This is a genomic window from Paenibacillus sp. J31R122, assembly GCF_056269185.1.
On sequence record NZ_JBWDNM010000011.1, the window covers coordinates 221,843 to 234,596 of the forward strand.

General features: G+C 44.0%; 11 protein-coding genes. 3 read left to right on the forward strand and 8 right to left on the reverse strand.

What is annotated here, in order from left to right:
• Positions 1-96 precede the first annotated feature (96 nt).
• A complete protein-coding gene (locus tag AC0YN7_RS19250; protein WP_475811638.1) occupies positions 97-1,659 on the reverse strand; it encodes a stalk domain-containing protein in 1,563 nt (520 codons plus the stop codon).
• A 177-nt stretch (positions 1,660-1,836) separates the two neighbouring features.
• On the opposite strand from AC0YN7_RS19250, the gene AC0YN7_RS19255 reads away from it, so the two are divergent.
• The gene (locus tag AC0YN7_RS19255) at positions 1,837-2,763 is read left to right on the forward strand and encodes an RluA family pseudouridine synthase (RefSeq protein WP_475811639.1); all 927 of its coding nucleotides are present in this window, start codon (positions 1,837-1,839) and stop codon (positions 2,761-2,763) included.
• An 86-nt stretch (positions 2,764-2,849) separates the two neighbouring features.
• On the opposite strand, the gene AC0YN7_RS19260 is transcribed toward AC0YN7_RS19255, so the two are convergent.
• The 3 genes from AC0YN7_RS19260 to AC0YN7_RS19270 all read right to left on the reverse strand — a co-directional run bounded on the left by AC0YN7_RS19260 (position 2,850) and on the right by AC0YN7_RS19270 (position 6,453).
• Positions 2,850-4,460 carry a glycosyltransferase family 39 protein gene (locus AC0YN7_RS19260; RefSeq protein ID WP_475811640.1) on the reverse strand — a complete coding sequence of 537 codons (1,611 nt, stop codon included), beginning with the start codon at positions 4,458-4,460 and terminating at the stop codon, positions 2,850-2,852.
• The gene (locus AC0YN7_RS19265) at positions 4,457-5,764 is read right to left on the reverse strand and encodes an MFS transporter (RefSeq protein WP_475811641.1); all 1,308 of its coding nucleotides are present in this window, start codon (positions 5,762-5,764) and stop codon (positions 4,457-4,459) included. Before AC0YN7_RS19265 ends, AC0YN7_RS19260 begins: the two co-directional genes overlap by 4 nt.
• 110 nt (positions 5,765-5,874) lie before the next feature.
• Complete coding sequence (locus AC0YN7_RS19270) at positions 5,875-6,453, reverse strand: GNAT family N-acetyltransferase (RefSeq protein ID WP_475811642.1); 579 nt, start codon at positions 6,451-6,453, stop codon at positions 5,875-5,877.
• 48 nt (positions 6,454-6,501) lie between these two features.
• Between AC0YN7_RS19270 and AC0YN7_RS19275 the strand changes: the two genes are divergently transcribed.
• Complete coding sequence (locus tag AC0YN7_RS19275; protein WP_475811643.1) at positions 6,502-8,763, forward strand: UvrD-helicase domain-containing protein; 2,262 nt, start codon at positions 6,502-6,504, stop codon at positions 8,761-8,763.
• A gap of 18 nt (positions 8,764-8,781) precedes the next feature.
• Entirely contained in the window at positions 8,782-9,834 is a 1,053-nt protein-coding gene (locus AC0YN7_RS19280) for an HD-GYP domain-containing protein (RefSeq protein ID WP_475811644.1), read from the forward strand.
• A gap of 110 nt (positions 9,835-9,944) precedes the next feature.
• Here the strand turns inward: AC0YN7_RS19280 and AC0YN7_RS19285 are convergent, their stop codons facing one another.
• The 4 genes from AC0YN7_RS19285 to AC0YN7_RS19300 all read right to left on the reverse strand — a co-directional run bounded on the left by AC0YN7_RS19285 (position 9,945) and on the right by AC0YN7_RS19300 (position 12,685).
• On the reverse strand, positions 9,945-10,448 hold the full coding sequence (locus tag AC0YN7_RS19285) for a ferritin (protein ID WP_475811645.1): 504 nt from the start codon (positions 10,446-10,448) through the stop codon (positions 9,945-9,947).
• A 98-nt stretch (positions 10,449-10,546) separates the two neighbouring features.
• A complete protein-coding gene (locus AC0YN7_RS19290) occupies positions 10,547-10,768 on the reverse strand; it encodes a DUF1450 domain-containing protein (protein ID WP_475811646.1) in 222 nt (73 codons plus the stop codon).
• A 101-nt stretch (positions 10,769-10,869) separates the two neighbouring features.
• Entirely contained in the window at positions 10,870-11,013 is a 144-nt protein-coding gene (locus tag AC0YN7_RS19295) for a hypothetical protein (RefSeq protein WP_475811647.1), read from the reverse strand.
• 250 nt (positions 11,014-11,263) lie between these two features.
• Entirely contained in the window at positions 11,264-12,685 is a 1,422-nt protein-coding gene (locus AC0YN7_RS19300; RefSeq protein WP_475811648.1) for a S41 family peptidase, read from the reverse strand.
• Positions 12,686-12,754 lie beyond the last annotated feature (69 nt).

The following is a 12,754-nucleotide window of genomic DNA, read 5'->3' on the forward strand; positions in this document are numbered from 1 at the left end:
CACCCCAATTTCTAGTTATAGAGAATGTATACGTTTTATCCGATTCTTTATAACCACCGCGAAACGAGCTTAGCCGCCAAGGAAGCCGACAGCCGTTTACGCTTGGAATCTCATTTTAATATAAATTTTATCCTTAAGCTGCATATCAATGACCGAATATCTAAGGCGCCATTTATTGTTACCTAGCGAGGTTAACTCACCGGCATTAGCACCTCGAATCTCGAATCCGTAATCATTTTCAAAAGATATAAGCAGTTGAATTTTCTCATCAGGAAGCATTCGCTTAAGCTCATATCCTAAATTCAAAGACCAAATACGAAGCTCTTCCGCTGTTGAGGCTGAGGCTCCATAATATAAATAGAAGTCCGGATCGATGTTAGCAGTCAATACAAGCCATCCATTTGAATCCTTTTTTGCTTCCCACTTTGTAAATTCAGCTATTCCTTCTGATGTCTGTAGAGATGAATATTCAGAAGTCATCAGCTTTTGTATATCAGCCATTGACGCCCCTACAAGCGTATCAGGCAAGCTGTAAGGCAGAAACTTCGCGTTCTTGATCATAGCATCAGTTACCTCATCCTTCAAAAGGGCTGCATGTGTAATCGACACCGCGAAATTCAAATCAGCGTTCGTATTGGAGAGACCGCTTGTCGTTATACCAATAAGCTCTCCGTATTCGTTAAAGAGCGCTCCCCCTGAGCTGCCGTGGTCAATTGGGGCACTTGTCTGAAAATAGGTGACGCCATTTTCACGAATGATATTACTTATTAGACCCTCTGAGGCTGTATTTTCTAACCCTTCCGGGCTGCCAATCGCAACAACTTTTTCTCCTTTGCGAGATAAGAAGTCATAACTGATTGCTACTGATGGAAGTTCTAATATTTCCTCCGTCTTAATGATCGCCAAATCCGCTTCTTTATCATAGCTGACTACACCTGCTATTTTCAGCTCGTCTCCATATATAGAAACGGCTGTAGCGGAGGAGGCGTCCATCATTACATGATAGTTAGTGAGGATCAACTGCTCGCCAATAACAACACCGCTTCCTTGCCCCCAATTCGTATATATCGTAACTACTCTTTCATCAAAGGTATCTACGATTTCTTTCGGGGTAAACACAGGTCTATTATTCTGCTCTTCAAGCCATTCCTCATACTCAATAGCTTCTGCTTCTTCCAAAGATGTAATACGAACCGCATTTGCAGCGCTGTCCCACTCCACTTCGGCTTCAAGTGACTGCGAAATAAAACGAACGGGTACAAAGGTAACGCCCTTGGATATTACCGCCGCAGCATCTAGCGCTATCGTCTTGCCGTTAACGATCGCTTCTTTCTTCCCTATTTTAAGAGAAATAGAAATATTGTCCTTCCGGCCAATAATCGTTTGTGTGCTCGTTTCCAACACTACCGTACCGCCGAGCGCCGTGAAGATATCTTTCATTGGAACGAAAGTAACGCCATTCACCTTATATGCAGGAGCAGATAATGACAGCTTCGACCCATCTACAAACACTTCTATTTGCTTCGTCTTAGCGGCTGACGCTGTCGTCGCAGCGCTTGCTGCGTTTACAGATGAATGACTGAGCCCAGGCAGTGGAGCCAGCAATAGTCCAGTCACTAGAAGTGGACAAAGCAATGCTTGAATTAATTTTGTTTTCACGTAATCACTTCACCTAACCTTTTCCATTTTTTAATACATTCATCCTACCACCTTACTCAATAACTTGTCTATGAAAATGCTTTTCATAGATTTAACACTTTCCTATAAATAGAACAATTAGAAAAGTTGCCTTTAGTCGTGTTATAGTAGGAGCATTGAATCTAGGAGGTTTTTGGCATGAATATGGGGAGAAAGCGCCCAGCTCAACAAGCAGACAAAAGTAAATCCTATCCGGTTACTGAACCGATGGAGCTGCTTCCTTTTCTTATAAAGAATATATCGGGTGCTGGACGTAATGTTGTTAAATCAATTTTGGCTAATGGACAAGTGGCGGTTAACGGAAAATTTACAACGGCCTACAATTTCCCCCTGCAGCCAGGTCAGACGGTTACGATTAGCAAGGAGCGACCAAAGGAAAAACCTCAAATGGTCGGAGTTTCTATCATGCATGAAGACGAAGACATTATTATCATTCTGAAGGATGCGGGAATACTGTCCGTTGCATCCGACTCCGCGAAGACAGACGAATTGACCGCCTATCGGCAATTGACCGCACATGTACGCATAGAAAACCCAAAAAACCGGATTTTTATCGTACACCGACTGGATCGCGACACCTCAGGAGTCATGATGTTTGCAAAGAGTGAGAAGATTCAGCAGCTGCTGCAAAATAGCTGGCATGACACTGTACAGGAACGGATATATGTCGCTCTCGTTGAAGGAACGATTAAGAAGGAGCAAGGAACGATTACTTCTTGGCTAAGAGAAAGCAAGACGTTAAAGATGTACTCCAGCTTTCATGCGAATGACGGTCTGCATGCGGTCACCCACTACAAAGTGATTCGTACGAGCAAAGAATTCTCACTGCTTGAGGTTCATCTTGAGACCGGACGAAAAAATCAAATCCGCGTCCATATGGAGGATATCGGACACCCTATTGTCGGCGACAAAAAATATGGCGCTCGCACGAAGCCGATCGGCCGCCTTGGGCTGCATGCGCGGATATTAGCCTTCGCCCATCCAATCACAGGTGAGCTTATGCGGTTTGAGACTGAAATTCCCAAGCTATTTCTAAGACCCTTTCAACCTCCTGCAAAGCCTTAAGACAGCTTGAACCAGTAATCAATTGGATAAGTTAAAATAAAGGGTACACTCCCAAGCTATAAACTAAGCTTAGGAGCGTACCCTTTTCATTCTATCGATTTATCCGTTTTTAAATGGTTCATGAGCCTGCCTTCAACAACTGAGCTGCTGCCACTGACTACTGTATAGTGCTTGAAGCGTTTGATCGTGTAACCCGAATCCACCGCTGGGTGCTGTTCAGCATTCGAGAAAATATAAGCAGCATCCTCGCCATGCCTAATTTGTGGCTCCTCGAAATAGTACCTACCAAATGACTGAACGAACTGAAACTGACCGCCAGGGTTTACATAGTTCACAGTCGATAAGAAATGATGAGGATTTATTTTCTCATAAAATAATACGTAAATATAAGGCATCATAACTTTGTCTGTTACATATACGTTGCCATCTGTCGCATCCGAAGCGTACTCCACTGCTTCCCCAAAGGATTCATAGAAGAGCGGACTAATTTTTTCAGGATATTCGGTAAAGTAATTAACACAAAAGAAAAGAAAAGAAATAGAAAAAGCAGCAATAGCAGTGAAAAATAGAGCTTTTATTTGGCATCGAAGCCACACTAAACCGTACACAGCCAGCATAACGATAGGGTAAAAGATAATGTTAACTCGGTTGATATTCACATCCGTAATAAACGTCATCGTGACCGCGGTTAAAAACCACAGTACTATAACAGCAGTAGCTGTGTCTTGCTGCTTGAACAATTTTGTGCTGACGACTATAATTCCTATCCCTATAAGAGGAAGCGCAAGTGGATATAAAAATCCATACGGAGGTAAGGCATTCCATAGCAAGCCATCATTTTGAGTGATGATCAGATTAATGAACTGCTTAAAGTTATGTATGAGCATAGAGATCGCTTCGCCTTGAAATGCAGTCGAGATCTGCTCCACTCTAGGCACAGTCAGCTTCGGAATGGAGAATTGAAAAACCTCTATAGCTTTCCAGTTAAATCTATTTATCAAGAGAAATAGTAGAATCGGCAATGATAGAATGATCAAGACAGCTGCGTTCCATAGTAGTATATACAGCTTGAAGGTCTTCTTCACAACAAATAAAACGGTGAGTCCTAGTACGAACACAGGGACAAAAAAATAGGCCGTGCCGTATGCATATAAGGAAGCGGAAATAGCAATCGTAAATCCGATCAGCCATTTCGGCTGTTGAATGGCTTTAAATAAAAAAAACACAGCTAACAACACAAGTGAAGGAAACAAATTCGATTCTAAAGCCCATCTCGACATCATAATATGCCAAGGGCAAATGACGATGAGGAAAGCAGCAGTTGCCGCTGCATGCCTATTTTTAAATAAATGGCTGGCTATTAAGTAAAATAAAACCATACTAATTAGTCCAAATAAAAGGCTAACCGCGCGGACCGTTAACACATTTAAACCAAACAAATAGATAAAGGGCATTGATAAATAAGCATATAAGGCATTTTGCCCGCTTCCCCACGCGATTAAATGCATCGGCAGTGAAACACCATTGCGGTCTATTCCATAATGAAGAATCGAATACGCTTCATAGCCGATAGATGCCTCATCCTGATTTAAGCCGCCGGGAATCGATCCCGCATACATGAGACGCACAATAGCTCCTGCTGTAAATAATAAAATGAGCAGTCTATTTTGTTTCGTCCATTCAAGTGTTTTTGTCATATACTGTGATCACTTTGTTTATTCGTTGGCAGGGTCGCATTGGTGCTGCGAATAGGATACAAGTAAAAGAAAATGAGAGCGATCAACAGAACGATGAACGGAATTACGCTTAACATCGAACGAATGCCCCATACTGCTATATCCGTTTGCTCTGCCGCATCCTTCACATATCCGCTTGTTTCTAATATGATCCCAAGTACGACAGCCTGCAGCGATATTCCCCACTTGACAATAAAGCCGTTCATCCCAAAATACATACCTTCCCTTCGAACATTTGTCCGCTTCTCATCCTCATCGATAATTTCGGAAAGCAGCATATCAAGCAAAACCATTAACCCTGCAAGTCCTATTCCAACGCCAGCGGCTGCTATTGCCGCGGAGGCTACGTTAGATGCAAAAAGAAAGGGCAGCATAGCTGCCGCATAGCAACTGATTGCTACCATGATCGTAGTACGGGTTCCCCACTTTTGTACAAGCCTTCCCCATATGTATACACAAGGAATGGCCGCTACAAAAATGGCGCCTAGCATAATTGTATTACTGTCCTCGGTCGCTCCTAACACATATTTCGTGAAGAAAGGAATAGCTGCGGGAATCATCGCAAACGTAAACTGCGTAAAGAAGCTGCCTAGAACAAAAAAAACGAATGCTTTATTCGTAAACGTATATTTTAGCGATTTAACAAACCCAATGCTTGGTTGTTGAACTGCTGAATTCTCTTTGCTAGCAGATACCATAATAATGAAAAATAGAAGGGCAACTCCCGCGAAAACAGCACCCATCGTTCCCCAGCCCAGATTGCCGTACAATAATGGCGGCAATGCCACGCCAATAATCATTCCAATAATACCGAGCATTTGACGCCATGCGGATACGCTCGCGCGCTCCTTAATAGTTGTAAACATTTCCGGAAATAACGCCGAATAATTCAATACAACCATAACAAACAACACATCGTACAAGAGTACAATGGTAAGAAAATACCAAAACAAAGCCATACCTGTCCCTACTGGAAACCAAATAGCGGTAAACAATGCCGCAAGCGGAACCATACCAAACATCATGTACGGAATACGCCTGCCGAAGCGTGATCGTGTTTGATCAGAGATATGTCCAAACAGCGGATTAAGCACCGCATTAACAATACCGTGAATGACCATCGCAACGCTTACTAGGCCAGGTCTTACACCAAGAACGTCGACATAATAAAACACGATATACGCCGCGAATGCTTGTGCAAGCAAATTGACCGATAAGTTTCCTGAGCTATACGCTAATTTGGATTTAAAGCTAACACTATCCATAAACAACACGCTCCCGGTTCAGATGAAAGTAACATTCCTATAGGCCTAAAATTACTTTCATCTTACCGTAAAGTTCCTTATTATTCCATAATTAACTTTCCTATTAGATATCAGTTAGATACCTCTGGTTCAACAGGCTTCACCATTCGAATGTAGCGTGTGCCACTTACATCGATGAAACCATCCTCGATATAATTCTGCTTCTGATATAAAGAATAGGCGCGCGAATTTTCCGGTTCGACAATTAGCGACACCTTCGCATAGCCCTGCTCTCTCCCCCGTTGCTCAAAAGCTGCCATCAATTCTCTTGCGATTCCTTGTCCTTGGTAGCGCTCATCCACCGCGATTGAATCCAAATAATATTCACCCTCTTTGGCTTCCAACGCGATAATATCACCTTTTTTCAGACCCTTTTCACGTCCTATCCGTGTGACAAAAGGCCGATCCAGCATGTCGGCGCCATCACCTCCATAGCTTATAAGCATTCCGGCAATACACTCGTCCCTTTTATCAACAATTACATTTTCATAGCTAATTCGATTTCCTTCCTGTATGTAGAAATCCGCTAAAATCTGTCTTGCCTCAATCTCATCGTCCGTACCCGCGAGCGTATAAGCAATATCTCCAATTGCGGCAAGCAGTAACGGCAATACCTCATGTACTTCTTCTTTCAATGCTGGTTGAATCATCTTTTTTCCTCCTAAGTCTACCTATCGATTTGGCATCTGTTATAATTAATGAATCCTATTTCTGAAGGTGATTTTCTGAGCAACAAATATTATACAATCCCAATTGGTGTTCCTAACAGCGCCGTCCCTGTTGCCAGTAAGGCAGAAGCAGAGACAAGCCTCCAGCTTGTAGGCCCAAAAGAATCCGACGCGGCGTTCTTCCGATCCTTGGAGCAATATGGAATTTCATTAAATAGACCGCAAATTGCTGCGGTTCGTCATCATACAGGCGCCGCGCTGACACTAGCAGGAGCTGGATCGGGCAAAACATCGGTACTCGTCTGCCGCGCCGCTTATTTGCTTGCTGTACGGCATATTCAACCACAGCATATTTTGCTCATGACCTTCTCCAAGAAAGCAGCCGACGAGATGCGCGGTCGCATCCGCTCGCTGCCTGTTCTTGATGCGCAGGCAGCGAGCGGCGTAGAAGCGCGCACCTTTCATTCATTCTGTCTGCAGCTGCTAAGGGGCCGCGGATATCGTCAGTCGATACTCGGAGAAACTGGGCAGAAGCATATTTTTTTCAAACGACTAATACGGGAGCTTCTTCTGCAAAATGACTATGAACCTGAGACGCTGCTAGCCCAGCTCTCCGCGATTAAGCTGCAAATGATCAGCATTAACGATTTACCGGAAAAAACGACAGAAGAGAAAGAGCTCAAGCTCCTGTTCACACGCTACGAGCAGTGGAAGAAAGATCAGGATAAACTGGATTATGACGATCTACTTCTTGAAGCCTATCGCTTGATGTGCTCAGATGCTGCGCTGCTAGCCTCTTTGCAAAGACGCTTCCAATATATTATGATCGACGAATTTCAGGATACAAACCAAGTGCAATATAAACTGGTACAAATGTTGGCTGAGAAGCACCGTAACCTCATGGTCGTAGGCGATGACGACCAGACGATCTATTCTTTTAACGGTGCGCGGAATGATTATATATTAAACTTTGAGAAGCAATACCCAGAGGCCGTTACGATTGTATTGGATATCAACTATCGTTCGACATCCACTATCGTAGGTCTAGGCAATGCCATTATTCAATCTAATAAGCTTCGCAAGGAGAAGACGCTGCTAGCTGTTAAGCCAAATGGTGTTAATCCCTCCTACGCTCGTCTCAAAACAACTCAGGATGAAGCGCAATTGATCACGGATACGATTCTTGCTCAAACAAAGCTAGGAGAACGGTCATATGGCGACTACGCTGTCCTTTTCCGAACAGCCAGCAGCAGTCGCGCCCTTGTCGAGCTGCTGCTCACACGCGAGCTGCCGTTCATCGATTTCGGAGACGGCCAGCTCTTCTACAACCAATGGACCATCAAGCCGCTGCTGGCACATTTAAGGCTTGCCATCGATCGTCGTAATTTTGATGCGATGGAGAGCATGCTGCCAACCTTATATGTAAATCGCGAGCAGGCTATGGCCTTCATTTGGAATCAAGACAAGCTGCGCGCTAAGAAGTGGCCGCTTATCCATCTACTCGAATTGCCGCAGCTGAAGGATTTCCAGAAGGACAAAGTGAAAGAACGAATCAAGCTCATTAAATCGTTATCCGACGTCAAGCCAGCCGCCGCCATCATTCAGCTTCGCCAAGCTTTCTATGATCAATTCCTTGAAACGAGTAAACGTCATGATTTGACCGAGCATAAGGAGGGCCTCAAGGAAGTGCTTGATGAGCTTGAGGCCGCAGCAGGCGCACACGATTCTATAGAAGCATTTATTACTTATATTGATGATATAACGGACAAGCATACAGCCTTAAAGCAGCAGCAGAAGCAGCACCATGATCGCAGCGCAATATCGCTTATGTCCATCCACAAATCGAAGGGACTTGAGTTTCCAATTGTGTTTATCATTGGCGCTACGGAAGGGATTCTTCCGCATAGCTCTGCCCTCGCCGCAGATAAGCTAAGCGACCGCAGCTCGATTCAAACGGGAACTGACACGAAAGCCGAAGCCTTAGAGGAAGAAAGACGCCTCGCCTACGTTGCCGTTACTCGCGCTCAAGAAGAACTTTATATTAGTTCGCCAGCTATATACCACGGCAAGCCATCCGAGCTATCCCGTTTTATTCGATCAGCCTTTCTAAAGGAAGACGATTCAAACGTCGATGCGGAATCCGCGTTAGCTTGGCTATGTACCAGCAGCTCATGCGAGGTATGGCAGCGTATTATCACATACGAAGACTCTCAGACATCCGAGCGCGCTTGTCCGCTTTGCCGCTCGCCAATGGTGCAGGGAATTAAATTACTTCCCAAAAAGAAGAAATAAGGAGTATGGATAAGCAGCATGAATAACATTAACGATACATATGAAAAAAATGATACCAGCTACGTGAATAGCATAAACAAACAACTATGCCCTTTTCTACAATTGGCAGATGCCGCTATTATTACCAATGAGCAGCATCTAATATTAGCGGTTAACCCGACCTATGAGCGAATAACAGGCTATGCTTATGCAGAGATAGTGGGAAAGAAGGCTAGTATTTTAAGAACCTCCTACACCCCTAGGGAAACACATGAAGAGATGAAGCGGTCGCTGCGACAAGAAAAGGCCTGGTCTGGCGTATTTACGAATCGCCGCAGAGATAACAGCTTATGGCATTCATCCATTACGATAACTCCGTATCGTATTGATCAAGAGCTCTATTTTATCGGCATATTCCGTGAACTCGAGCAATTGAAGAGCGGATTTTATTTGCCGGAGGAACGAATCAATCACTTTCAGAGCTCCATGCTTAAAGTGCTCGCCATCTCTTGTGAAATTCGCGACCCTGGGATTGAACAGCATTTAGTTCGTGTCAGAGATTTAACAGAAAGACTCGCTATTCACCATAATGAACGGCTTCAGCTGGGCTGGTCTTCTGAAATGATTAATCGTATTGCTTTTTCAAGCATCCTTCATGACATTGGAAAATCAGGCATCCCCGAAGGCATATTGTATAAGCCTGGTCCGCTTGCTTATTATGAACGGCAAATTGTCGAAATGCACACGCAAATCGGCATGGACATCATTGAAAAAGTGTATGACGAGTTTAATGATGAGATGTTCTCCCAAGAGCTGAATACGGGAAAAATGATCATTTTATACCATCATGAAAAATGGGACGGCACCGGTTATCCGAAACAGCTCTCCGGGAATGACATTCCGATTGAAGCTCGAATTGTGAGCGTCGTCGATGTGTTTGATGCGTTGACCAGCACACGTCCTTATAAGGAAAAATGGACAGAAGAACGCGCCGCCCTTTATATTCGTGAACAAAGAGGATTGCACTTTGATCCTGAGCTGGTCGACTCATTCCTTGATATGCTCAGCAAAGAGTCGCAGCAACCCAATTAATAGCTCCGCCAGCTGTCCAATACAGAAAAAAAGCCGTGCCTAAAGTAGAAAGCGCTACTTGAGGAACGGCCTTTTTATTTGCTTCTTTTTCAAGTAAGTAAATTGCCGATTTACAGCGCCGGCGGCGTGAATGAACGTGCTGCGAACTCAGCGTCCAGCATATAGAAAGCATTGCTATCCTTGTCGATTCGCTTTAGCTTGTGAATGATGCTATCGAATAAAGCTTCTTCCTCAACCTGCTCGTCAATGAACCATTTTAAGAAGTTGATTGTCGCATGCTCGCGATCATTCATCGCAAGGTCGGATAAGTGGTAGAAACGTTTCGTGTTTTGTTGCTCATGATCATATCCGTGCTCGAAGGTATCCAAAATGGACGCGTAGTCGTTCTTCGGCTCACCGAGAGCAGCCAATGTTGCGCGACGACCACGGTCATTAATAAATTTATATATTTTCATAGCATGAAACCGTTCTTCCTCAGCTTGTATGATAAAGAAATTCGCAAAACCTTCAAGGTTCTCACCTGAACAATACGCTGCCATTGCAAGATACACATGCGCCGAATAAAACTCAAAGTTCATCTGTTCGTTTAACGCTTCTGCTAATCCATCATTCATAGCTCATGCACCTCAGCTTTCCTAGTTTGTACTTATTCTAACATAAAAATAAGAGACGGCAAATGCCGCCTCTTGTACATATATCTAAATCACATTAATTATCCGATCATTTTTTTCAATCGCTTATAGAGCTTCTCTGCTGACGGGGCACTTACTGTCTTCGACTTTACAACGACAAAGCATTCCAGCCTGCATGTTTTACAGTTGCCGAGACAGTCACTCTTCTTCTGCTTTATGTCCGGATACTTGTTCTTCATTGCTTTGTAAACCGGCTGCAGACCATTCTTTAAATTTTTCTTGCAATATTTGATCTTCTTCATCCGTATCACCCCGTAGCTCAGCGGCGTAGTAGCTCTCCACTAGATGATAATGATTATCAAAACCAAAGTCAACAACAAATTTCTTTGTTCAAACGTTTTTTTTATGTCGGGTAAGTTTCACCGCCAATTAGCCGACATTTTCGCCACTTTTTGAACGGGAGACTGGAAATAGAGGCTGTAAGCTCACTTTCGATGCTTACAGCCTCGTTTTCGAGTAGTTTTTGAGCTATAAGCTCGATTTTCATGCTTACAGCTTCCTATAAGCCAGTCTATCTGTAGATTTGGAGTCTGTAAGCTCGATTTAGAGCTTACAGCTCCTTTTCGGCTAAGATTTTGACAGGAAAGGAGGCTGTAAGCATAGTTTTCGCAAATATCAGCTTTCCCCTCGAAATAACGTTCATTATTAACTATATTTCCTGGAATCCCATTTGTTGCACAGTTTCAGTGTATAGCTTTAATTAATTCTGTCTTCAGCATTATGACTTCATTCTGGCTTCATTCTGGCTTCAGCACTTCAAGCCCCTTAAGCAATTGAGTATCTTCACGGCCAAGCTTCTCGCGAAGACGCTCAAGCAGCTTATATCCTGTCTTGTCATTGAATTCGCCAGTTGCCTCCAGCTTCTCTGCGACTTGGAATTTGCGCAGGGCATCTGCTGTCTTCTCGTCGAACATGCCTTCCTGACCTGTTGGACCGTAACCAAGCTCATTAATCATCTGCTGCATAGTCTTCACGTCCTCACCATAGCTGCCAACCTTCATATGGGTTCCAATTGCTAGCGGCGGCAATTTTGTATATGCAGGCAGCCCTACTACGTAGTCTGGTGTTACGCCAGCCTTATTAATCCAAGTGCCACCAGGCGTTTTCCATTGGGCTTCAGTTAAGCTTAATACGGAGCCATCCGAAAATTGATTAAACGCTTGAACGACACCCTTCCCATACGTTTTCTCACCGATTACAGTAGCACCTGCCGACTCCTTCAGAGCAGCAGTCAGCACCTCGCTTGCACTTGCCGATTGTCCATTAACCAAAACAGCTATCGGTATGGTCCATTCCTTCTTCTGGTCTGACTTATATGTGGTTGTTTTGCGTTCATTTTTGTATACGACATTTAAAATAACTTTATCCTTCGGAATAAGCGTGCTCGCGATTTTAATGGTGGGCTGCAATAATCCGCCCGGATTGGAACGCATATCGAGCAGCAGCCCTTTTAGAGGCTCCTTCGCTTGCAGCTCCTTAAGCGCAGCGTCAAATTCATCTGCCGTCTTGTCCGCGAATCGGCTAATCGTCACATGCCCGATACCGCCCTCCAACAGCTCAGAAGCTACTGTATGTACCGGAATCGCTTCACGCTTCAATGTTATGTCAAACACTTTAGAAGTGTCACTTCGTTTGATCTGCAGCTTAACAGACGTTCCCTCTTTGCCTCTAACGAGCGCAAGCAGCTCCTGAAACGTTTTTTTCTCAACGGTCTGACCGTCAACCATCACGATAATATCACCCGGCAGCAGCCCTCCTCGTTCCGCTGGAGCGCCTTTCGTTAAAGCGGATATAACATACTGGCTTTCCTCTTGTCTAATTTCCGCCCCGATGCCATAGATCTCGCCTTCATACGATTGCGTGTAGGCTTCCCCTTTCTCCTCCGTCAAATAACGAGAATACGGGTCCTCAAGCGATGCTACCATTCCTTCTGACGCTCCATTAATTAATTTTTTTGGCTCCGCACCGTTTAAATAATCGTTCATAATTTTTGTATAGGTCGCTGTGAACTGCTTAAATGTGGGCTCCTTCAGCATCGGATAACGAAGGCCCGTCCAATATATTCCTAAAGCGAATCCTATTGCGGCAAATAATACAGCACCTATTACGCATAGGGTCAGAAAACGTTGTTTCGCGGCCGCTGTTGTAAAATTGTTCATTGTTTGATCTCCCCCAGAAATTTGATTAGTAAGCTTTATTACGTAAGCATCTCGTCCTTTATTAATAAG

Excerpts from the sequence above, each read along its gene's own strand:
- AC0YN7_RS19275 (WP_475811643.1), top strand. The coding sequence starts at position 6,502 with ATGAATCCTATTTCTGAAGGTGATTTTCTGAGCAACAAATATTATACA.
- AC0YN7_RS19285 (WP_475811645.1), bottom strand. The coding sequence starts at position 10,448 with ATGAATGATGGATTAGCAGAAGCGTTAAACGAACAGATGAACTTTGAG.
- AC0YN7_RS19255 (WP_475811639.1), top strand. The coding sequence starts at position 1,837 with ATGAATATGGGGAGAAAGCGCCCAGCTCAACAAGCAGACAAAAGTAAA.
- AC0YN7_RS19270 (WP_475811642.1), bottom strand. The coding sequence starts at position 6,453 with ATGATTCAACCAGCATTGAAAGAAGAAGTACATGAGGTATTGCCGTTA.
- AC0YN7_RS19260 (WP_475811640.1), bottom strand. The coding sequence starts at position 4,460 with ATGACAAAAACACTTGAATGGACGAAACAAAATAGACTGCTCATTTTA.
- AC0YN7_RS19300 (WP_475811648.1), bottom strand. The coding sequence starts at position 12,685 with ATGAACAATTTTACAACAGCGGCCGCGAAACAACGTTTTCTGACCCTA.
- AC0YN7_RS19265 (WP_475811641.1), bottom strand. The coding sequence starts at position 5,764 with ATGGATAGTGTTAGCTTTAAATCCAAATTAGCGTATAGCTCAGGAAAC.
- AC0YN7_RS19290 (WP_475811646.1), bottom strand. The coding sequence starts at position 10,768 with ATGAAGAAGATCAAATATTGCAAGAAAAATTTAAAGAATGGTCTGCAG.
- AC0YN7_RS19295 (WP_475811647.1), bottom strand. The coding sequence starts at position 11,013 with ATGAAAATCGAGCTTATAGCTCAAAAACTACTCGAAAACGAGGCTGTA.
- AC0YN7_RS19280 (WP_475811644.1), top strand. The coding sequence starts at position 8,782 with ATGAATAACATTAACGATACATATGAAAAAAATGATACCAGCTACGTG.